The organism is Stenotrophomonas maltophilia group sp. RY12688 (assembly GCF_052149045.1).
Taxonomy (GTDB): domain Bacteria; phylum Pseudomonadota; class Gammaproteobacteria; order Xanthomonadales; family Xanthomonadaceae; genus Stenotrophomonas; species Stenotrophomonas sepilia.
The window spans coordinates 2,100,301-2,120,128 of sequence record NZ_CP197389.1; the positions used below are offsets into that span (position 1 = coordinate 2,100,301).

General features: G+C 66.7%; 19 protein-coding genes. 5 read left to right on the forward strand and 14 right to left on the reverse strand.

Annotation, left to right across the window (positions count from 1 at the left end):
• Positions 1-153 precede the first annotated feature (153 nt).
• A complete protein-coding gene (locus tag ACS0OT_RS09860) occupies positions 154-426 on the forward strand; it encodes a hypothetical protein (RefSeq protein WP_005409616.1) in 273 nt (90 codons plus the stop codon).
• A 110-nt stretch (positions 427-536) separates the two neighbouring features.
• Positions 537-1,292 carry a SapC family protein gene (locus tag ACS0OT_RS09865; protein ID WP_053496662.1) on the forward strand — a complete coding sequence of 252 codons (756 nt, stop codon included), beginning with the start codon at positions 537-539 and terminating at the stop codon, positions 1,290-1,292.
• Here the strand turns inward: ACS0OT_RS09865 and ACS0OT_RS09870 are convergent.
• The 11 genes from ACS0OT_RS09870 to ACS0OT_RS09920 all read right to left on the reverse strand — a co-directional run bounded on the left by ACS0OT_RS09870 (position 1,249) and on the right by ACS0OT_RS09920 (position 12,596).
• Positions 1,249-3,618 carry an ATP-binding protein gene (locus ACS0OT_RS09870; RefSeq protein WP_442256361.1) on the reverse strand — a complete coding sequence of 790 codons (2,370 nt, stop codon included), beginning with the start codon at positions 3,616-3,618 and terminating at the stop codon, positions 1,249-1,251. The genes ACS0OT_RS09865 and ACS0OT_RS09870 overlap by 44 nt on opposite strands.
• Positions 3,615-4,241 carry a response regulator transcription factor gene (locus ACS0OT_RS09875; protein WP_053496660.1) on the reverse strand — a complete coding sequence of 209 codons (627 nt, stop codon included), beginning with the start codon at positions 4,239-4,241 and terminating at the stop codon, positions 3,615-3,617. Before ACS0OT_RS09875 ends, ACS0OT_RS09870 begins: the two co-directional genes overlap by 4 nt.
• Before the next feature lie 315 nt (positions 4,242-4,556).
• The gene (locus ACS0OT_RS09880) at positions 4,557-5,090 is read right to left on the reverse strand and encodes a lipocalin family protein (RefSeq protein WP_005416504.1); all 534 of its coding nucleotides are present in this window, start codon (positions 5,088-5,090) and stop codon (positions 4,557-4,559) included.
• Between the two features lie 8 nt (positions 5,091-5,098).
• Complete coding sequence (locus ACS0OT_RS09885; protein ID WP_005416505.1) at positions 5,099-6,172, reverse strand: SAM-dependent methyltransferase; 1,074 nt, start codon at positions 6,170-6,172, stop codon at positions 5,099-5,101.
• Positions 6,169-6,954, reverse strand: coding sequence for a DUF1295 domain-containing protein (locus ACS0OT_RS09890; protein WP_139727075.1), 786 nt, complete (start codon positions 6,952-6,954; stop codon positions 6,169-6,171). Before ACS0OT_RS09890 ends, ACS0OT_RS09885 begins: the two co-directional genes overlap by 4 nt.
• Positions 6,951-7,496, reverse strand: a complete 546-nt coding sequence (locus ACS0OT_RS09895; RefSeq protein ID WP_139727076.1) for a DUF2878 domain-containing protein — start codon at positions 7,494-7,496, stop codon at positions 6,951-6,953. The genes ACS0OT_RS09890 and ACS0OT_RS09895 overlap by 4 nt, the downstream gene beginning before the upstream one ends.
• Before the next feature lies 1 nt (position 7,497).
• Positions 7,498-8,757, reverse strand: a complete 1,260-nt coding sequence (locus tag ACS0OT_RS09900; protein ID WP_164093171.1) for an SAM-dependent methyltransferase — start codon at positions 8,755-8,757, stop codon at positions 7,498-7,500.
• Positions 8,754-9,521, reverse strand: coding sequence for a DUF1365 domain-containing protein (locus ACS0OT_RS09905; protein ID WP_065178582.1), 768 nt, complete (start codon positions 9,519-9,521; stop codon positions 8,754-8,756). Before ACS0OT_RS09905 ends, ACS0OT_RS09900 begins: the two co-directional genes overlap by 4 nt.
• Positions 9,518-10,795, reverse strand: coding sequence for an NAD(P)/FAD-dependent oxidoreductase (locus ACS0OT_RS09910; RefSeq protein ID WP_053496656.1), 1,278 nt, complete (start codon positions 10,793-10,795; stop codon positions 9,518-9,520). The genes ACS0OT_RS09905 and ACS0OT_RS09910 overlap by 4 nt, the downstream gene beginning before the upstream one ends.
• Before the next feature lies 1 nt (position 10,796).
• Positions 10,797-11,747: an acyl-CoA desaturase gene (locus tag ACS0OT_RS09915; protein ID WP_139727078.1), complete on the reverse strand. Its 951-nt coding sequence runs from the start codon at positions 11,745-11,747 to the stop codon at positions 10,797-10,799.
• An 81-nt stretch (positions 11,748-11,828) separates the two neighbouring features.
• Positions 11,829-12,596, reverse strand: a complete 768-nt coding sequence (locus tag ACS0OT_RS09920; protein ID WP_065178596.1) for a hypothetical protein — start codon at positions 12,594-12,596, stop codon at positions 11,829-11,831.
• Positions 12,597-12,727: 131 nt separating this feature from the next.
• Between ACS0OT_RS09920 and ACS0OT_RS09925 the strand changes: the two genes are divergently transcribed.
• The 3 genes from ACS0OT_RS09925 to ACS0OT_RS09935 are packed head-to-tail and all read left to right on the forward strand — an operon-like array spanning position 12,728 to position 14,728.
• Positions 12,728-13,351: a sigma-70 family RNA polymerase sigma factor gene (locus tag ACS0OT_RS09925; protein ID WP_049414756.1), complete on the forward strand. Its 624-nt coding sequence runs from the start codon at positions 12,728-12,730 to the stop codon at positions 13,349-13,351.
• Positions 13,348-14,022 carry a ChrR family anti-sigma-E factor gene (locus tag ACS0OT_RS09930; RefSeq protein ID WP_065178584.1) on the forward strand — a complete coding sequence of 225 codons (675 nt, stop codon included), beginning with the start codon at positions 13,348-13,350 and terminating at the stop codon, positions 14,020-14,022. Before ACS0OT_RS09925 ends, ACS0OT_RS09930 begins: the two co-directional genes overlap by 4 nt.
• A gap of 13 nt (positions 14,023-14,035) precedes the next feature.
• A complete protein-coding gene (locus ACS0OT_RS09935; RefSeq protein WP_065178597.1) occupies positions 14,036-14,728 on the forward strand; it encodes an oxidoreductase in 693 nt (230 codons plus the stop codon).
• A 2-nt stretch (positions 14,729-14,730) separates the two neighbouring features.
• On the opposite strand, the gene ACS0OT_RS09940 is transcribed toward ACS0OT_RS09935, so the two are convergent.
• Genes ACS0OT_RS09940 through ACS0OT_RS09950 form a run of 3 tightly spaced genes read right to left on the reverse strand, consistent with a single transcriptional unit; the run spans position 14,731 to position 19,827 of the window.
• Positions 14,731-17,130, reverse strand: coding sequence for a response regulator (locus ACS0OT_RS09940; RefSeq protein ID WP_329888897.1), 2,400 nt, complete (start codon positions 17,128-17,130; stop codon positions 14,731-14,733).
• The gene (locus ACS0OT_RS09945; protein ID WP_005416517.1) at positions 17,123-17,590 is read right to left on the reverse strand and encodes a response regulator; all 468 of its coding nucleotides are present in this window, start codon (positions 17,588-17,590) and stop codon (positions 17,123-17,125) included. Before ACS0OT_RS09945 ends, ACS0OT_RS09940 begins: the two co-directional genes overlap by 8 nt.
• Entirely contained in the window at positions 17,587-19,827 is a 2,241-nt protein-coding gene (locus ACS0OT_RS09950) for an ATP-binding protein (protein WP_329888896.1), read from the reverse strand. The genes ACS0OT_RS09945 and ACS0OT_RS09950 overlap by 4 nt, the downstream gene beginning before the upstream one ends.
• Position 19,828: the final 1 nt, after the last annotated feature.

Sequence of the window (19,828 nt, forward strand, 5' to 3'; positions counted from 1 at the left end):
TGCAGTAGATCCACGCCATGCGTGGATGGATCCGCACCGACACGGCAACATTGGCGCTGCATCGCACCAAATCTGTAGAAAAAGCTGGATTAAAGTGATGCCTCACGATAAATTGCGCACCCCCCGTTGCTCGCCGCCGCCCGCACCCCTCTCATGCGTGATGACAAAGACCCCGGAACCCTGGAGCTGACCCTGCCGCGCAAGCGCGGTCGTCCGCCCAAGTTCGGGTACGCGATGAGCGATGCGCAGCGGGCGGCGCGCTATCGTGCGCGCAGGGCAGGGCAGGCCAACCATGCCGACGTGCGTTCCTGCAGCGACATGGTGCTGCTGGACAAGATCCGTGCGGCGGTCAGTGCCCGCGACACCGAGCTGGCCGGTTTCCTGGTCCACGTACTCTGGCAGCGCTACCCCCTGCAGCTGAAATAGTTCGCCGGTGGGGTGGCCGTTGTCATCGAGCTTGTTGATAATGCGGGATTCAGGTTGTTCCCGCTGGCGTGCCCGGGATGGCAGGCGCGCATGATCGAACGGTTCCCAACATGACCACCACCAGCGACACCACCACCGAAGCGGCGCCGAGCGGCGCCCCCCTGTTCTATACCCGCCCGGTGCCGCTGCAGGCCGATGTGCATGCCGATCTGCGCATCCTGCCGGGCAAGCTGGAGTTCGCCGCCGGCAACAATGCCATTCCGCTGGTGCTGGGCGAGTTCTCGCTGGCCCTGCACCACTTCCCGATCCTGTTTGCCGGCCCGAGCGCGGTTCCGATGGCTGCCGTGGGCGTGTCCGACCAGAACCTGTTCATCAAGGATGGCCTGTGGGAAGACGAGGCCTACATTCCCGCCTACCTGCGCCGCCACCCCTTCATCTTCATCGACACCGGTGCGGAGAATGATTTCCTGCTGGGCATCGACGAAGAGAGCCCGCGCGTGGTCAAGGGGGGCGAGGAAGGCCAGCCGCTGTTCGTTGACGGCAAGGCGACCGAGATGGTGCAGCAGGCCCTGGAATTCTGCGGCCAGTACACCCGCGAACACGAACAGACCCAGGCTTTCTCCAAGGCCCTGGTCGACAACGGCCTGCTGGTGGAGCGCAACGCCACCGTGCGTATCCCGGATGGCCGGGAGTTCAACCTCAACGGCTTCCTGGTCGTGGACGTCGAGAAGTTCGTGGCGCTGCCGGAAGCAACCGTGGTCGAGTGGCACCGCAGTGGCTGGCTGGCACTGATCCACCAGCACCTGATGTCGCTGGGTCGCTTCAATGACCTGACCCGTCGCCAGGTCGAGCGTCTGGCCGCGTGATCAAGGGGTTGGGCAGGGTTCCCGCGACGCGGGCGCCCTGTCCGGCCTGCAGTACGCACAGCAGGCGACGTGCGTCGGTCCAGTCCGGCGTGGCGTCCTGCGCCAGGTCGACCAGCTCGGCCGCGACGGCGGCGTGCTCGCATTGACCCAGCATCTGTAGCGCGCCCTGCAATCGGTGCGCGTGATGACCGAGCGCCGATGCGTCTGCACGATCGACAATCCGCTCGATCCTGCTGAGTTCATCGCAGATGTCGGCGCTGTAGGCCGCGTCCATTTCAGTCGCCGGCTCAAGCGCGTCCAGGCTCCCCAGCGCCGGAATGCCCAGAGCAGCGAGCAGTTCGGCGGCGCGCAACGGCTTGGCCAGCACCGCATCGAAGCCCGAGCGACGGCAACGTGCGTGGTGACCTCGCCCGGTGCGGGCGGACAAGGCGATCAGGCGGAGCGGATGCCCGTTACGGGCGCGCAGTTCGCGTGCCAATGCGTAGCCATCGATGCCACGCAGCCCGATGTCGATCAACGCGGCAGGGCGGGGGTGGCGTATCTGTTCGGCCAGCGCGCTGGCCGCATCTTCCAGGGCACATACCTCGGCGCCCCAGCGCCGCAACTGTTCGGCAATGACGTGGCGATTGAGTGCGTGGTCCTCCACCAGCAGCAGTTGCAGCCCGGCCAATGGCGTGCCCTCCACGGGCATGTCCCGGACACTCTCGGCAGAGTCAGCTGCGCACACCGGCAGGCGCAGGATGAAGCGGCTGCCGCGACCGAGGACGCTGTGCACGGTCAGATCGCCTCCCATCGCACGCGCCAGCTCGCGTGCAATGGAAAGCCCGAGGCCACTACCGCCACGCTGATGCCCCTCGCTGCCTTGACGGAAAGGCTGGAACAGTTCGGCTACCTGTGCGGGCGCGATCCCGATCCCGCTGTCGATCACCTCCATCAGCAGCTCCTGCGGCCGCGCTGCTGGAAGCAGTTGCAGGCGCAGCTCGATGCCGCCGATATCACTGAACTTCACCGCATTGGCCAGCAGATTGCTGGCAATCTGGCGTAGCGCATCAATGTCCACCCGAATGATCGGCGAAGGTTCGGTCGGGGCATCAAGATGCAGTTGCAGGCCTTTCTGTTGCGCCTGAGGCCGAATGGCCTCCAGTGCCTGCCGGCAAAGCCGGGTCGCATCACAGGCTTGTGCATGAGGCCTGAAAGCGCCGCTGGCGAGACGCGAAAAGTCCAGTGCGCGATTCAACAGGCCGCGCAGGGATTGGCTGGCGCTGCTGGCAGCGGCGAGCAGATCGCGCTCGCCTTTCGGCAGTGCCGATTGTCCAAGCAGCTCGATCGAGGCCAGTACGGCCTGCGCAGAATTGCGCATCTCGTGACTGATCATCCCGATGGCCTGCGCGCTGCGGCGGTCGCCCCGTACCCGCAGGTGACGGGTCATGGGCCACAGCAGCAGGGCGACCAGCAGAGGGGCCAGCAACAGCCAGCCGCGCGGGGGCGAGGCCTGCATCCAGTCCAGTGCGTTTCCCGCCGCTGCTGGCAGGGTCTGGCCTGCCCACAGGTGGAGCAGGCTCGCATGCTCCTCGAGTGTGATCTCCCGCAATGCCTGTCCGATGCGTTCAAGCAGCTGCTGGTCTTCCTGGCGGACGAGCAGGTAGAGGTCGGTGGAGAAGTCGCTGTCGAATGGCTGCAGGCGCAGGCTGCCGTTGAAATGGCGTCGAACCAGCGGGCGCAGCGTGGATTCCAGGCCAATCGCCACGTCGGCCACGCCGGATTGCACTGCCGCCAATGCTGCGTACCGATCAGGCAGGGGCTGCAGCCGGATCTGAGGGTGATGCGCGCGCAGCCAGCCGGCGTAGGGCCCGCCTTCAACCACGGCCACGACCCGGCCGTCGAGCCCGCGTATCTCCCGTGGCAGCCATTCGCCGGCGCGCCCTGCCAGCAGAGTGGCGCCACCCCGGAAGCGGCTGGACGCGGCAAGGTCGGGGCAGGGTAGCTTCTGGTGTCTCGCACCGCCAAACACCATGACCAGGTCGGCCTCGTGATGGCACACAGCGAGGATTGATGCGGCGGTCGTCGGGTAGGGCTGTTCCAGGAAGCTGAGTTGGGCGTGACGCGCCACCAGGTTGGCGTAGCCATGGGCGAGCGTCGGCGGTGATGACGGATCGGCCATCGCGGCGGGCGCGGGGCGTAGGGACGGGGCGGTGGAGACCCGCACGCTGCTGCCCGGCAACCAGCGTGGTGACCGGATATCTTCCGCCGACGCAGCGGGAAGGAGAAGCAGCACCAGCAACCCGAGGATCAGCAGGCACGGGCGCAATGGCGCATGGCGCCTCACGGAGACTCCAGCCGTTCACGCAGCGCATAGATCTCCACATCGCTGCGCAATCCCAGCTTGCGCAGCACCGCGACCTTCTGTGTGCTGACGGTCTTGATGCTGCGGTGCCGGCGCAGCGCGATCTCCGATACGGTCAGGCCTTCCAGCAGCAGCTCCAGTACCTCCCGCTCGTTGCGGCTGAGCTCGCCACGATCACCGGCCAGCCTGACGTCCGGCGGAATCCGGATCAGGCCCTGGAAGACGCGCACGATGGCGTCGGACAATGCCGCAAGGGGTTCGGCCTTGCTGACGAACCCACCGAGTCCGGCATCGATCAGGCTGTTGAGATTCGTGGTGGGAGAGAGCGTGGCGAAGGCCAGCATTGGTGTGCGCGGGAATTCGCGACAGAGCAGCGTAACCAGCTCGATGCCGCCCAGGTCGCCACGGGCGAGCGTGAGATCGATGATGGCCACATCCACGGGCAAGCGGTGCAGGCTGTCGATCAGCGCACCGCTGCAACCATGGCTGGCGACGATGTCGAACCGGAGATCGCCTGACAGGTGCAGGGCGGTGCCGCGACGGACGACTTCATGATCGTCCAGGAGCGCCAGGCGAAGCCGGCGCGGTGCAGGAAATCCATTCATGCGCGGGAGGTGGTCAGCGCCCGTGGGCGTGGCCGCCATTCTGGCGCCGCTGTCGCGTCGAACATCGAATTTGTTGCGTTTTTACGACTATTCCTAAAGATCGATGTATGAGCTCCATCGATAAGAGCTGATCCATGGGCTGGACGTATCGTCAGGTTGAAAGCCGTGTGGACGCAGTGTCCTGGCGCGCTCTCGCTGGGTACAGCTGGCCTGGGTTGCAGGGCTGCCGGCACCCTTCGAGGGGGGGGTATTAATGTGACGCGTCACGCCGAAGTGCCTGGTCACCCGCGAGCCGAGTGGTGGGCGGTTGGCGATCTATCGCACCGACTGAGGTACGCGCCTGAGCCTGCCGGTGTCGTAGCCCATGGCCGCGATGCGCTCCACGGCGTGCTGGTAGTCGCTGTCCGACACGTGCGGGGTACGCGCCATATACCAGACATAGTCGCGCTTGCTGCGTGCGACGATGGTCTGGCCATAGTCGTCGTCCAGCCAGGCAATCACATACTCAGCCTGGATCGGCCAGACGAACTGCATGCCCCAGATCGCGCCATTGCCGTTCTTCTCCACCCGGCCAACCGGGTGCATCGACTTCTGCGGGGCGTCGAAACTGCCCTTGCGATAGGTGAAGGTCGTCTGGATGCGCCCGTCCGGCCGCAGTGCATAGCTCTCAACCGCGTCGAAGGCCTCGCGCTCCGGCCATGAGGGTATGTGGGCGATCACATACCAGTCGCCCATGAAGCGCGGCACGTCCACCGAGGGCGGGCGGGGCAGAGGACGGGTATCGCTGGAACTGCAGCCGGAACCGAACAGGCTCAAGGCCAGCAGGGGAAGCAGGGAGCGCATGCGCATGTCACACCTCAACGGGGACGGAACAGATAGTGGGCAACCAGCCACTGCTGGCCATCGTCGTAGCCGAACAGCTCGGCGCAGGCCATCCAGAACATGCGCCAGCGCTGCCACCAGATCTTCGCCGCCGCCTGGCCGTAGGTTGCGACCAGAACCGGCATCACCGCCTCGCGGGCCGCATCCTGGTTGGCCAGCCAATGGTCGGCGGTGCGCTGGTAGTGGGTGCCGTCCAGCAGCCAGCGCTGATCGAGTCGCAGGTCGCGCTGGAAATGCAGCAGGGTGTCAGCGGCCGGCATCAGGCCGCCGGTGAAGAAGTGGCGCCCCATCCAGTTGTCGCCGCCCTCGGTCTCGAACGGGTACATCAACGTGCGATGGGCGAAGATGTGCACGAACAGCGCACCGTCGGGCTTCAGCCACTGCGCGATGTGCGCCAGCAGTCGCTGGTAGTTGCGCACATGCTCGAACATTTCCACCGAGACACAGCGATCGAAGCGTGCCGTGGGCAGCTCAAGCTGGTTGACGTCGCGGGTCAGTACCTCGACGTTGTGCAGGCCCCTGGCCTGGCATTGCGCCATGATGTGCTGGCGCTGGCTGTGCGAGTTGGACACCGCAGTGATGTTGGCCTGCCGATAGCGTTCGGCCATCCACAGGGTCAGCGAACCCCAGCCACAGCCCAGTTCGAGAATCTGCTGGCCGTCGGCAAGTCCGGCACGCTGGCCATAAAGTTCCAGCATCGCCTCCTCGGCCTGGTCCAGCGTTTCGCGCCCGGTGGGGTAGTAGCAGCTGCTGTACTTCAGCCGCTTGCCCAGGCAGGCCTGGAAGAATGCCGCGGGAACTTCGTAGTGCTGGCGGTTGGCCGCGTCGGTATGCAATGCGAGCGGACTGTCGGTCAGTTCTGCGATGCGACGGCTGAAGCGCGCGGACTGTGCCTCGATACCTCCCGCCGATTCCTCATGCAGGCGTTGCGCGCACAGGCGCCGGATGCCGGCACGCAGCGCCGCATCGGGAACCAGCCCGCGTTCGGCCCAGGCGATCAGCCCGGTTTCCGCATCTTCGGCCGGATTCAGTGACGGGATCGCGCTCATGCGGAATGCTCCTTGGAAGAACGGGGGAACCAGGGAAAGAACATGGGCGTGCTGCGCTGGTAGGCACGGTAGTCGTCGCCGCGGCTGCGCAACGCCTGCTTCTCGGTGAAGGGGATACCGCTGAGATAGCGCAGGAACAGATACATCAGCAGCGGCCCGGCCCACGCCAGCCACCACAGGGGGGAGCCGACGGCAAGCAGCACATAGGTGAACCAGTGCAGCCACTCGAAGAAGTAGTTGGGGTGGCGTGAATAACGCCAGAGCCCTTCGCGGCAAGTGAGGCCCTTGTTCGCCGGGTCGGCGCGGAAACGTGCGAGTTGGCGGTCGGCCAGGCTCTCGCCGCCGACGCTCAGCAGCCAGGCCAGGGCTGCGGCGACTGTCCACGGTGTCAGGCCAGCATGGGGATTGGCTGCCACCGCAACGAAGGGCAGGGCGAACAGCACGACCAGCAGCGCCTGCGCCATGAAGAAGCCAAAGATCTTGCCCTGGTGGCTCTGCCAGTGTTCGCGCAGATAGCGGTAGCGCCCGTCTTCGGGTTCACTACGGACCCGGCGCCACAGGTGCAGCGCCAACCGGCCGCCCCACAGGCCGCCGAGCAGGCCCAACGCAACCCGAGGCAACATCGCGCCATCGCCGAGCAGCGCCAGCAGCAGGGCCGAGGCACCCACGCACTTGGCCCAGAGCACGTCGACAACGCCGATGTTCTGGTGGCGGCGCTGCCAGGCCCAGCCCCAGCTCATCACCAGCACGGCATACAGCAGTACCCACAGCAGATTGATCATGACGATGCTCCGGCCAGGGAGGGCGGGGTGGTGCGAGAGCCGCGACGCGCGGTGACGCACAGCAGCGAAAGCGCGATGCTCCAGCCCGCACCCAACACCAGCAGGCCCTGCCACGTGGGTGCGGCGAAACGGACCGCATCGAAACCGCGCGCTGCGGAGAGGTAGGCCAGCGGTGCCAACAGCAGGCCGAACAGGGCCGGCAAGGCAGGGTGGCGCAGCAGGAAGCGCATCGAGGTGGTCAGCGTCATCGCGAACGCGGCCCACAGCGCCATGATCCAGGGAGGCGGCACCCAGCCCAGCGGGGCGGCGGCGTAGCGCACGGTGCCGCTGGCGGCAGCACTGGCGTCGACCAGCCATGCGCAGGCCAGTGCCAACACCATCAACCGAAGATCCAGCCGTGGTTGCGGCGACGTCAGCAGCTGGCTGCCGATGTAGAGAGAGGCTGCCAGCAACGCCGGCCACTGCCAGCCGCGCCCGGCGCCGGCCACGGCGCACACCCAGACCAGTTGGTTGCCGAGCAGATTGGGCCAGAATCTGCGCATCTCAGCTGCCTTGGCCCGATGAGGCGCCCGGGCGATGCCCCGGGCGCGCCATCAGCAGATGGGAGACCCCGATCGAGCGCTCCAGGAAGCCGCCCTCGCAGTAGGCCAGGTAGAACTCCCAAAGGCGGCAGAAGCGCGTATCGAAGCCTTGCGCCTGCACGTCGGGCAATCGGTCAAGGAAGCGCTGGCGCCAGGCGCGCAGTGTCAGCGCGTAGGAGTGGCCGAAGTCCTGCTGGGCGATCAGCTGCAGGTCGCTGGACCGCGTTTTGGCGGCCATGATCGCGTTGATCGACGGAATGAAGCTGCCGGGGAACACATAGCGCTTGATGTAGTCGACGCTGCGCCGGGCCTGCTCGTAGCGATGGTCCTCGATGGTGATGGCCTGCAGCAGGGCAACGCCATCAGGCTTGAGCAGGCGCTGCAGCGTGGCCATGTAGGTGTCCAGGTATTCTGCGCCGATGGCTTCGATCATCTCGATCGACACCAGCTTGTCGAACTGGCCCTGCAGGTCGCGGTAGTCCTGCATCAGCAGCGTGACCTGGTCCTGCAGGCCGGCCGCCTGCACGCGCTGGGCAGCCAGCGCGTGCTGCTCGGCGGAGATGGTGGTGGTGGTGACGTGGCAGCCGTAGTGCTGCGCCGCGTGCAGCGCAAAACCACCCCAGCCCGTGCCGATCTCCACCACGCGATCGCCCGGCTTGAGCTGGAGCTGCTGGCAGATGCGGTCCAGCTTGCGCCGGGAGGCGGATTCCAGCGACTCGTCTTCTGTGTCGAACAGGGCGGAGGAATACATCAGGTCGGGCGACAGGAACAGGGCAAAGAAGTCGTTGCCGAGGTCGTAGTGCGCGGCAATGTTGCGGCGGCTGCCTTCACGGCTGTTGCGGCGCAGCCGGTTCCAGCCGCGCAGCAGCCAGCCACCCACGCGGGCCGGGCCGCGCTCCATGCCGTCGAGCAGGTCGCGATTGCGCACCAGCAGCCGGATCAGCGCCACCAGGTCATCGCAGTGCCATTCGCCCTGGATGTAGCTTTCACCTGCGCCCACGCTGCCTTGCGCTGCAACCTTGCGGTAGAACGCCGGGTCATCGATGGTGACGGTCACCTGCAGTTCGCCATGGGCTTCGCCCAGCCAGACTTCGCCGAGAGCATCACGCACGCACAGGCGGCCGTCGCGCATGGGGGCAAGCTGTTCCAGCAGGCGGCGGCGCAGGAAGGCATCCAAGGCGCCGGGACGCGGCAGGGCGACCAGGGGAGTCATCGAGTTCATCGCGGTTTCTCGGCAAGGGCAGGGTGGTCATGCACGGGGTTGCGCTTCAGCCACAGCCGCAGCGCGTGCCAGTGGATGGCGGCCATCACCTGCAGGGTCATCAAGGGATAGCAGGCCAGGACCCGGGCCAGCCCGCGGCCATCCAGCGCGTGCCGCTGCATGGTCTGGGTGGCATCAAACTGGCGAACGCCTTGGCGCCAGACCTGCATGTGCACGCGCAGATCATCATCCGGGCAGTTGAACCGCCAGTCGTAGTGGCAATCCATCGGCATGAACGGTGAGACATGGAAGCGCTTGTCGAACCGCCAGCGCAGCGAGGCGCCTTCGTGGGTGGCCGTGGCGACTGGCAGCACATAGGCGTGCCGTTCCTTCCAGGGCGTATTGGTGATCTCGGCGACGATGCAGTCCAGGGTGCTGCCATCGGACTGGTAGCAGTAGTAGAAGCTGACCGGGTTGAATACGTGCCCGGCGAAGCGAAGATGGGTAAGCAGGCGTACCGGGCCGGTAGGCCGATAGCCCAGGGTGGCCGCGGCACGGTCGCGCACCGCATCGGCCAGTGGTTGTGCGGGATTGCCGAAGTAGTCGCTGCGGCGGAACTCGGCCAGGTTGCGGCGATTGACCGACCACAGCCAGCGCCCGGCGAACACGGTCTCCAGCTCGTCCAGATCGAGCAGCAGCTGCGCGATCGGATAGCGGAATGCGTGGGGCTGCGGATGATGCCGTCGGTGCATCACCTGCCCGAAGTAGAGTGCGCTGGCACTCACGCTGCCACCTCGCCGGGCACAACGCTGTCACGGTGCGCGGTGCACTCGCGCATCGCGTCCACCACGCGGCGGGCGCTGCGGATGCCGTCTTCGTGGAAGCCCCAGCCCCAGTATGCGCCCGCGAACCAGGTGTGGCGGCGGCCCTGCAGCTCTGCCCAGCGCTGCTGGGCACGGATAGCGGCATGATCGTGCACCGGGTGGGCATAGTGCAGCCTGCGCAGCACCTTGGCCGGATCGATCGCCTCGCTGCGGTTGAGGGTCACGACCAGCGGGGTGTCACCGGGCAGGCCCTGCAGGAGGTTCATGCAATAGCTGACCGTACAGGGCGCGCCTGGATCCCTGGGAACGTGTGCATTCCATGCAGCCCATGCCTTGCGGTTGCGCGGCAGCAACGATGCATCGGTATGCAGTACTGCTTCGTTGGGCTGGTAGCGGATGGCGCCGAGCACTTCGCGTTCGGCCGGATCGGCGTCACGCAGCAGGGCAAGCGCCTGGTCGCTGTGGCATGCCAGGATGACCTCGTCGAAACCCTCCACGCCCGCCGCGCTGTGCACGCGCGCGCCCCACGGCATGCGTTCGACCGAGTGAACCGGGCATTCCAGCCGCTCGCGCACCCGCCAGCGGGCGCGAAGGGCATCGACATACCGTGCCGAGCCACCGCTGACTACCCGCCAGGGTGCGCGCCCGGTCATCTGCAGCATCTGGTGGTTGGCCATGAACTGGGCCAGGTAGCGGGCCGGGAACTGCATGACCGTGGCGGTCGGTGACGACCACAGTGCCGAAGCCATCGGCAGCAGGTGCTCGTCGATGAAAGCGGTGCCGTAGCGCTGGCTGCGCAGGTACTGGCCCAGTGTCGGGCCTTCGTCTTCCGCCAGCAGCAGCGGCGCATCCCGGTAGAACCGGCGCAGGTCGGCCAGCATTCCCCAGAAGCGCGGCGAAACCAGATTGCGACGTTGGCAGAACAGGCCATCCAGCGAAGTGGCGTTGTACTCGACGCCACTGCGCTCGCTGTGCATCGAGAAGCTCATGGTGGTCGGCTGCGAGGCCACACCCAGTTCTTCGAACAGTGCCGTCAGCAGTGGGTAGTGCAGGGGATTGAAGACGATGAAACCGGTATCCACCGCCATGCGCGTGCCGTCCACCTGCACGTCATGGGTGTGGGTATGCCCGCCCAGGTAATCGTTGGCCTCGAACAGCGTCACTTCGTGTTCGCCGTCCAGCCACCAGGCACTGGCCAGGCCGGCAATGCCGGAGCCGATGATCGCGATGCGCATGTCAGTACCTCGCCTTGACCAGTACCCACTCGGGGATGGGCTTGAGTCCCCTTACCAGGCCCATGGCCGCCATTGCGCGCAGCCCGTACCAGGTCAGGTCGATCTCCCACCAGCGGAACCCCTGGCGGACGGTCCCAGGGAAGAAATGGTGGTTGTTGTGCCAGCCTTCACCGAAGGTAAGCAGCGCCAGCCAGAGGTTGTTGCGGCTGTCGTCACGGGTCTCGAAGCGCCGCCGGCCAAAACGATGGGCCAGCGAGTTGATGGTAACGGTGGCGTGGAACAGCACCACGGTGGAAATGAAGAAGCCCCACACCAGCAACTGCGGGCCAGAGGTGTGCAGTCCGGGCGCCCAGCGCTCCAGGCCGGCGCCGAGTGCGTACAGCGCGGCAGCCAGCAGTACCGGCACCGCCGTATCAAAACGGTCCAGCCAGCGCAGTTCCGGGAAGCGCGCCAGGTCAGGCACGCGCGATAGATCCGTGGCGAATGCCTCGCGGGTGAGGAACCAGCCCATGTGGCTGCGCCAGAAGCCGCCTTCGCGCGGCGAGTGCGGGTCCAGCGGTTGGTCGGCATGCCGATGGTGATGGCGATGGTGGGCCGCCCACCACAGCGGCCCACGTTGCACGCTGGACGCGCCGATCACCGCGAACACGAATTGCACCGTTCGCGATGCCTGGAACGTCCGGTGCGAGAAGTAGCGGTGGTAAAAGGCGGTGATCGCAAACATGCGTACTGCGTAGAGGGCTGCGGCGACGATCACTGCGGTCCACGAGATACCTACCCAGATCACCGCGATGCAAGCCAGGTGCATCAACGCGAACGGTACGGCGCGCAGCCAGTCGATGCGTCCGGGCTCGCCAGCGGCGTGGTCTGCAGCGCTGCCGGTGTCGACCCAGCGCTTCAGGGTGCGCAGCAGGCGCCAGCGTCGGCGGGGGAGGGGCGCTACAGAGGCCATGGCGGATCTCGGCGGGTGTCGTGTCTTCCTCTACGCAGCAGTGCGCGCAATGGATGCGGCCGGCTGTGGAGAATTTCGGCTTCACTTGGGCATCACGCTGCAGCGCCCGACCAGGGGTTGCGTCCAGGCCTGTTGCCATTCGTTGGCGGACCGCTCGGCCACCGGCGAGCTGAAGCGCACCGTGACCTGTGGGTAGGTGCCGCGGGTATCGCGCAGGTTGCTGGTTCCGCGGAATTCCAGCAGGCGGCGGTCGGTGCTGGCATAGACCAGCGACAGGCGCGGCGCGATGCCGCCGTACCAGGTGTCCAGACTGACCTCGATGGCCTGGGCGTCGATGCCCTGCCAGCGAACCGGGCCGGTGTGCCGCACCTGCACCGGGAAGAAGCGCTGCCGCCCCGGCACCAGGAAAGGCAGACTGATGCGTTCACCTCGCAGCAGCGCTGGCCAATGCTGGCGCACCGCGGCGTCGAAGCCCGTGTCGATCACCGCATCCGGAGCCAGCTCAAGCCGACGATGACGCAGCTCACTGGCGGCATCTTCTTTCCAGGCGATGGACACCGACTCGCCACTGGCGTCGACGTCAGCGGTTTGCCCACTACGGCTGTCCTGCAGCGAATAGCCCCGGGCCTGCGGGCGGGCGCTGGCCGGCAGATGCTTGCGGGCGAAGGGGCGGCCATCCGGGCACTGATAGAGCACCCAGCGCTCGGCACCCTCCGATGGGCCGCGCCGCCAGTGCACTTCACGATAGAGCAGATCGCCCTGCGCCGAGGTGGCCACGCCCTCGTTGCGCAGCCAGGGCGCCGCCAGCGCGGCATGGGGCAGGCACAGCAGCAGCCAGGCAGTGCGCATGGTGTTCATCCGGTCGGGAGGCTCAGGTCATACGGCGGGCGCGGCTGCTTGGATGCACAGTGCCTGCTGCATCCAATGGCCGCCCCTGCGCGTAGAGAGGACAGACCTTCACCTGCCCGCCGCTCACGCAGATGTACCCTGACGCTGCCAGCACCCTCCTCAACTTCGATACCGCACGCACCGTGTCCAGTTCCCAGCAGCCCAGCAGCGAGCCGACGAACTGGGCCGATGACATGGACAGTGTGGCGCGGCTGCGCGACCGCGACTGTTTCATGCGGATCTATGACTACTTCATGCCGCGGCTGTGCGTGTATCTGCGTGGCCTGGGGGCACCCGACGCCGTGGCCGAGGAAATGGCGCAGGAGTGCCTGCTGCGCCTGTGGTTGCGGGCGGCCGAGTATGATGCGGCCCAAGGCGCGCTGAGTACCTGGCTGTACCGGATCGCGCGCAACCTGCATATCGACCGCATCCGTCGAGAGCGCAGCTGGATGCAGGTGCAGGCAGCGGTGGAAGACGCCGCGGCCGTGGACATGATCGAGCGCAGCAGCGCCGAGCAGTTCGCCGACCAGGCGCGCCTTCGCCAGCGCATCAACGAGCTGCCCGCCGTGCAGGCGAGGCTGGTGCGGATGTCCTATTTCGAGGCGAAGAGCCACAGCGAGATTGCCCAGGCGCTGGGCATGCCGCTGGGAACGGTAAAGTCACACCTGCGACGTGCGTTCCTGCAACTGCAGGCCAAAGTGGGAGGTGCGCTGTGAATCCGCATCACCACCTGCACGAATCCACGCTGATGAGCTATGCCGCCGGCGCGCTGCCGGCGCCGTTGAGCATCGTGGCCGGTGCCCACCTCGAGCAGTGCCCCCACTGCCGGCAGCGCCTGCGCGATGCCGAGGCGATCGGCTCGGTGCTGCTGGAGCAGACCCAACCGCCCGCGGCCGACGCGCGTCGCGAGCAGTTGCGCGAGGCCATGCTGGTGCAGCTGGCCTCGGACGCGCCGAGCGCCATCGCCGGAGCCAGGCGCCCGGTGCCGAGGGAGCGGCCCGAGGCCGATCCGGACCATCTGCCCGCCTCGTTGCATCCTTACTTCGGCGCTTCGCTCAGTGCCCTGCGCTGGCGCTGGATGGCGCCCGGCGTGCACTGCATCAGGGCTGAGCAGATGCCCTCGCTGATCATGCTGAAGATTGCCCCGGGCAAGTGCCTGCCGATGCACAGCCATGGCCGCAGCGAACTGACCCACATCCTTCGAGGCTCGTACAACGACGCGCTGGGGCTGTTCGCGCCGGGCGACGTGGCGGACCTGGACGAGGAGGTGGAGCATCAACCGGTAACTGCCCCGGGTGTTCCCTGCATCTGCGTTTCAGCGCTGGACGCGCCGTTGGTGTTCAGTGGCTGGCTGGCGCGGAAGATCCAGCGTTTCGTGAAACTCTAGCGTGGGTGCGACCATGGCCGGGAAAGGTGCGTTGAGGATTCTGTTGACCGGTGCCTCGGGCTTGGTCGGGCAGGGCGTGGCGTTGGCCTGCCAGCGCTCGCCGCAGGTCGGCCATCTGGCCGCGCTGGTGCGGCGCCCGGGCAGCCTCAGCGGAGCGGGTAGGGAGCTGGTTGTTCCTGACTTCCTGCATATCCAGGGGCGCTCGGATGAACTGGCCGGGTTCGACGCATGCTTCTACTGTGCCGGTGCGCCACCGGTCGGCACGGCTGAGGCCGAGTATCGACGCGTGACCCGGGACATCACGCTGGCGGTGGCCCGCGCCTGGGCAACTGCGAATCCCGAGGGATGTTTCCTGTATGTATCCGGTGCCGGCGCGGATCCACAGAGCAGATTGATGCCGTTGAGGATCAAGGGCGAGACCGAGGTGGCATTGCAGGCCCTGCCGATGCGCTCGGTGATGCTGCGCCCGGGGGGCGTCCGGCCGGTGCCGGGAACCGGCACGCGTCACGGCTTGCTCAAGCCCCTGTACTGGGGTGGCGCGCCGTTGATGAAGCTGGCCGGCGCCGTTGCGCCGTCGTTGATGACCAGCAATCTGGCGCTGGGCCAGGCGATGATCGCACTGGCCGGGCGGGAGCATCCGCCGGGCACGGTGGAATGCGCGGACATCAACCGGATCGCTGCTGGCGCGCGCGATCCGGCGTCCTGATCTCAGAGTGGCACCGTCTCCAGCGCGGTGCGCACCGCCGTCGCCAGGTCACTGCGGGTAAACGGCTTCGGCAGCAGTGCAACGGCCCGTCCCTGGCTGCCCACCTGGTCGTGGTCGCGCGGATAGCCCGACGTGAACAGGACGGCGACTTCCGGCCAGCGTTCACGGACTTCACGCACCAGCTCCCAGCCCGACATGCCGGGCATCACCACGTCAGAGAACAGCAGGTCCACTTTGGTATCAGGGCGTTCCAGCAGCCGCAGTGCGGAGGGGCCGTCGTGGGCTTCCAATACCCGGTAGCCCAGCAGCCGCAGTGCATCCACCGTGTGGGCGCGGACATCGTCGTTGTCCTCGGTCACCAGGATGGTTTCCTCGCGCGGCGAGTAGCCCGCCAGGCCGGTCTGCGGGGGACGCGCTTCGGAGGGCAGGGCCAGCGGTGAGCGCGGGAACATCATGGTGATACTGGTGCCGCCGCCTTCCACCGAATCGATCAGTACGTGGCCGCCTGACTGCTTGACGAACCCGTGCACCATCGACAGGCCCAGGCCGGTGCCACGGCCAACCTGCTTGGTGGTGAAGAAGGGTTCGAAGACCCGGGCAAGCGTCGCCGCATCCATGCCGTGGCCGTTGTCACGCACCCGCAGCATCACGTACTCGCCCGGCGTCGCATCCGGGAACAGCGCAGCGTAGTCGTGGTCGAGGTGGCTGTTGTCGACCTCGATCACCAGCCGGCCGCCGTGCGGCATCGCATCGCGGGCATTCACCGCCAAGTTCAGTACGGAGGCCTCCAGCTGGCTGACGTCGATCTCGACACACCAGATGTCCTCGGCGCTGCGGATCTCCAACTGCACCAGCTCACCCAGCGCACGCTGCAGCATGTCGTGCATGTCCAGCAGGCGCTCGTTGAGGTTGGCGGCCTGGCTGCGCAGCGGCTGGCGGCGGGCAAACGCCAGCAGGCGCTGGGTCAGGCTGGCGGCACGGCCCACCCCCTTCAGCGCATTGTCCAGCGCACGGCCCACCAGCGCACCGGCCTCGCCAGCCCTTTCACTGAGCAGCATGGCGTGCTCGACATTGCCGGAAATGACGGTCAGGATGTTGTTGAAATCATGTGCGATGCCGCCGGTGAGCTGGCCGACCGCCTCGATTTTCTGCGACTGGCGCAGGGCATGCTCAGCCTGCACGCGCGCGGTGGTTTCCACGGCCTCGGAGACCACAGCGGTGACCACCCCTTCCGTATCGAGCAGTGGACGGAACGAGAAATCGAAGCTGCGCCGCCCGGTCGGGAGTTCCAGTTCCAGCGCATGCAGTGAACTGCGGCCCTGTACGGCTGCGGCCACGGCCCGATCGATCAGCGCGCTGATGCCCTCGGTGGTGCCGAACCAGACCGATTCGGCGAAGCGTTGGCCAACGACGTCCTTCTTGTCTGCCAGCACCGCGGCCAGTGACGCGTCATTGGCATCGACCACGCGTCCGGACAGATCCAGCAGCACCTGGTGCTGGAAACTGGATTCGAAGATCGTCTGCAGGCGCCGCTTGCTGGCGCGCAACTCGGCCGTGCGTGCCTGTACCTGCTGCTCGAGCAGCTGGTTGTCTTCGCGCAGGGCCAGCTCGGCCTGTTTCAGCAGCGAGACGTCGCTGCCCAGGCAGATATACCCGGCCACGCTGCCATCGGCGGCATGCTCAGGCACGCAGTCCATCTGCACGAATCGTGATTCGCCACTGCGATGGATCAGTTCGACCTGGAAGCGGGTGCGCTCGCCCTGCAGTACGCGTTCCAGGCTGGGCAGGGCGTGCTCGAAGGCGGAAATGCCGCTGACATCCCGAGCCGGCCGACCCAGCAGTTCTGCAAGGCTGAATCCATGCCAGTCCAGGAACGCCTTGTTGGCAAACCGGTAGCGATGGTCCTTGTCCAACTGGGCGATCAGCGCCGGGACGGCATCGGTCACCTTCTGCAGCTGGGCCTGGCTTTCGTTCAGCGCGGCCTGCGCATTGGCCAGCTGGGTGCGCTCGTGCGCCTCCTGGCGAGCGCGGCGGATGGCGTCGGGCAAGCGTTGCAGGCGTTGCTTCACCACGTAGTCGCGGGCGCCGCGCGTGAGTGCCTGTACCGCCAGTTCCTCGGTCAGGGTGCCGGAAACAAAGATGAAAGGCGTCTGCGGCACGCGCTCGCGCGCCAGGGCAAGTGCTGCGTCACCATCGAAGCCTGGCAGGACATGATCGGCGAGGATCACGTCGAACGGGCGGTTTTCGATGGCCTCGATGAACGCGTTGCGGGTCCACAGGCGCTCGGCCTCGAAATCGAGGCCGGCACGCTGCAGCTGGGCGCTGATCAGCTCCGCATCAAGCGCGCTGTCCTCCAGCATGAGGATGCGCAGGCGCTCGCTGCGGCGCGATCCATCACGCATTGCGCTGCCCCGAACCGTTGGGCCGATGCGGTGGCGGCTGGTTGGTGATGCCCCAGAACATGCCCAGGCCCTGGATGGCGTCGAAGAATTCCTTGAAGTCGACCGGCTTGACCACGAATGCGTTGACGCCCAGTTCGTAACTGCGCACCAGGTCCTGCTCTTCGCGCGAGGAGGTCAGCATCACCACCGGCGTGCTGCTCAGGTACGGGTCGCCACGGACCTGCTCCAGTACCTCCAAGCCATTGACTTTGGGCAGCTTCAGGTCCAGCAGCACGACCACCGGGCCGCCGTGCATGGCACCGGCGAACTTGCCTTCGCAGCGCAGGTAATCCAGCGCTTCGGCGCCGTCGCGTACATGGATGACATCGTTCAACAGCTGGCAGCGCTCAAGCGCGGCCATCGTCAGCTCTGCATCCTTGGGGCTGTCCTCTACCAGGAGGATCGGCCGCAGGTCCCTCATGGGTGTTCTCCTGTGGAGCGGGGTAGGGTGAAGTGAATGGTCGCGCCCTTGCCGGGCTCGCCCTCGGCCCAGGTACGGCCGCCATGGCGGCCGATGATGCGGCGCACGTTGGCCAGGCCGATGCCGGTGCCTTCGAACTCTTCGATGTGATGCAGGCGCTGGAACACGCCGAACAGCTTGTCGACGTAACGCATGTCGAAGCCGCAGCCGTTGTCGCGCACGAAGAAGTGATCTTCGTCGTCGCTGCGGCCGTGCCCAATCTCGATCATCGCGTGCTCGCGCTCGCGGGTGAACTTGATCGCGTTGCCCAGCAGGTTCTGCCAGACCAGGCGAAGCATCGTCGGGTCGGCTTCCACCTCCGGCAGCGGCGCGAGCGTCCACTGCACGTCGCGGCCGGCGTAATCCAGCGCCAGGCTCCGGCGCACGTCCTCGGCCAGCGCAGCCATGTCCAGACGCACCCGCCCAAGCGTGGAGCGTCCCATCTGCGAGAAGCTGAGCAGGTCGTCCACCAGTGTGCCGGCGGACTTTGCTGAATCGACGATCGTATCCAGGAAGCGGCGCTCGGTCTCGTTGAGGCGGTCGCCCGCCGAGCTGCCAAGCAGCTCCGAATAGCCCACGATGTGGCGGAAGGGGGCGCGCAGGTCGTGGCTGACCGAATAGGAAAAGGCTTCCAGTTCCTTGTTGCTGCGCAGGAGCTGCTCGTTCAGTTCCGCCATCTCCTCGGCCTTGCGCAGCACGATATCGACGATGGCCGTGCGCATCTCGTGTGCCGCATCGCAGTCGGCGTCGGTCCACGGCAGGCTGCGCTGCCGCACGGTCTCTTTCCAGGCGTCGAAGGAGCTCCGCGGGGAGAGTGCGACGCCGGGCGCTGCGGTCTTGCGGGGGTCTCCCCCCCAGCGCACGGTTCGCACCACCTCCGGCCGGAACCACATCAGGTAGCTGTCATGCAGCTGCGAAATGGACACTGCCAGCAGGCCGCTGGCTACATCGGCCAGGTGCGCGGCAGGCGACCAGTCGGCGGCAAGGTGGTCGGTGCAGTAGGTTTCCTGCCCGGCCTGCCGGGTAGCCAGCCAATCGGCCAGGGCCAGCACGTCGCTGGCCGGTGGGCACTCACCCACGCGCATGCAGTCGCCCTTGTGCACGATGGCAGCCCCGGCCGCGCCGGTCAGCGACAGCAGGCTGCCTTCGTCCTGGCGCAGGGCCGCCATGAATTCTTCGTCGCCGGCCATGCGGCCCAGCAGCTTGACCAGTATCGAGCGACGCGCGACGCGTTCTTCAATCGCGAGCGCGCGCTCCTTCAGTGCAATCTGCAGCGACAGGATCTGGCCCATGAACTCGCAGGCGGTACGCACGTGGTAGGGCAGGCGGCGTGGCTGCACGGTGTGGCAGGACACCAGGCCCCATAACCGCCCCTCATGTACCAGTGACACCGACATCGACGCCCCGGTCCCCATGTTGCGCATGTACTGAAGATGCACGGGGGACACGCTGCGCAGCACGGCCAGGCTCAGGTCGGTCGGTGGCGCCTCGCGGTGGTCTTCGGCCCGCATCAGCGGGGTAGGGGTATAGTTGTTGTCTGCGATCAGGCGCACCCGGTTCCGGCGGTACAGTTCGCGGGCCTGTGCGGGAATGTCCGACTCGGGAAAGCGCAGGTCCAGGTAGGACGGCAACAGGCCATTGCCATCTTCGGCCACCACGATGCCATTCCAGCCAGCATCGAATTGATAGACCAGGGTGCGGTCAAAGCCGGTGAGCCGCCGCATGTGCGCGGCCGCAAGCCTGCACAGGTCTTCCACCGTCGCTGCCGATTCAATGCCGGTCATCAGCTCGCGGATGGCTGGATACAGTTCTTCCAGCGAACCGGGCTGGCCGGGAACCGGCGCCTCCAGCTCGACCAGAAGATCCGTGGCGGAGCGGTGCACGAGCAGCTGATGGCGGCCGTGCCCATCCAGGTGCACCGCACCGACATGCGCGCTGCTGCCCACCGTCGCCTGTTGCAACACGCCCTGGAACGGTGCCAGCACGCCGCCCAGCACTTCACTGACGTGCTGCATCAACGGTTCGCCGAACTGTTTCAGCAGCCCGGGGTGGCTGATGGCGCGCTCGCGTACCTGCAGGGACTGCGGTTCAACGACCAGAAGCACACCGTAGGGCTGGATCGCGCCAGGGGTGTGGATCGGTTCGCGCGCGCAACGGGACAGGGCAGTGTCGTGCGCGGATTCGGTAGGAGGCGTCAAG

Coding starts and splice junctions, on each gene's coding strand:
- ACS0OT_RS09920 (WP_065178596.1), bottom strand. CDS start 12,596: ATGCGCACTGCCTGGCTGCTGCTGTGCCTGCCCCATGCCGCGCTGGCG.
- ACS0OT_RS09885 (WP_005416505.1), bottom strand. CDS start 6,172: ATGAGCGCGATCCCGTCACTGAATCCGGCCGAAGATGCGGAAACCGGG.
- ACS0OT_RS09915 (WP_139727078.1), bottom strand. CDS start 11,747: ATGGCCTCTGTAGCGCCCCTCCCCCGCCGACGCTGGCGCCTGCTGCGC.
- ACS0OT_RS09940 (WP_329888897.1), bottom strand. CDS start 17,130: ATGCGTGATGGATCGCGCCGCAGCGAGCGCCTGCGCATCCTCATGCTG.
- ACS0OT_RS09945 (WP_005416517.1), bottom strand. CDS start 17,590: ATGAGGGACCTGCGGCCGATCCTCCTGGTAGAGGACAGCCCCAAGGAT.
- ACS0OT_RS09900 (WP_164093171.1), bottom strand. CDS start 8,757: ATGAACTCGATGACTCCCCTGGTCGCCCTGCCGCGTCCCGGCGCCTTG.
- ACS0OT_RS09860 (WP_005409616.1), top strand. CDS start 154: ATGCGTGATGACAAAGACCCCGGAACCCTGGAGCTGACCCTGCCGCGC.
- ACS0OT_RS09925 (WP_049414756.1), top strand. CDS start 12,728: ATGTACCCTGACGCTGCCAGCACCCTCCTCAACTTCGATACCGCACGC.
- ACS0OT_RS09890 (WP_139727075.1), bottom strand. CDS start 6,954: ATGATCAATCTGCTGTGGGTACTGCTGTATGCCGTGCTGGTGATGAGC.
- ACS0OT_RS09895 (WP_139727076.1), bottom strand. CDS start 7,496: ATGCGCAGATTCTGGCCCAATCTGCTCGGCAACCAACTGGTCTGGGTG.
- ACS0OT_RS09910 (WP_053496656.1), bottom strand. CDS start 10,795: ATGCGCATCGCGATCATCGGCTCCGGCATTGCCGGCCTGGCCAGTGCC.
- ACS0OT_RS09880 (WP_005416504.1), bottom strand. CDS start 5,090: ATGCGCATGCGCTCCCTGCTTCCCCTGCTGGCCTTGAGCCTGTTCGGT.
- ACS0OT_RS09865 (WP_053496662.1), top strand. CDS start 537: ATGACCACCACCAGCGACACCACCACCGAAGCGGCGCCGAGCGGCGCC.
- ACS0OT_RS09935 (WP_065178597.1), top strand. CDS start 14,036: ATGGCCGGGAAAGGTGCGTTGAGGATTCTGTTGACCGGTGCCTCGGGC.
- ACS0OT_RS09875 (WP_053496660.1), bottom strand. CDS start 4,241: ATGAATGGATTTCCTGCACCGCGCCGGCTTCGCCTGGCGCTCCTGGAC.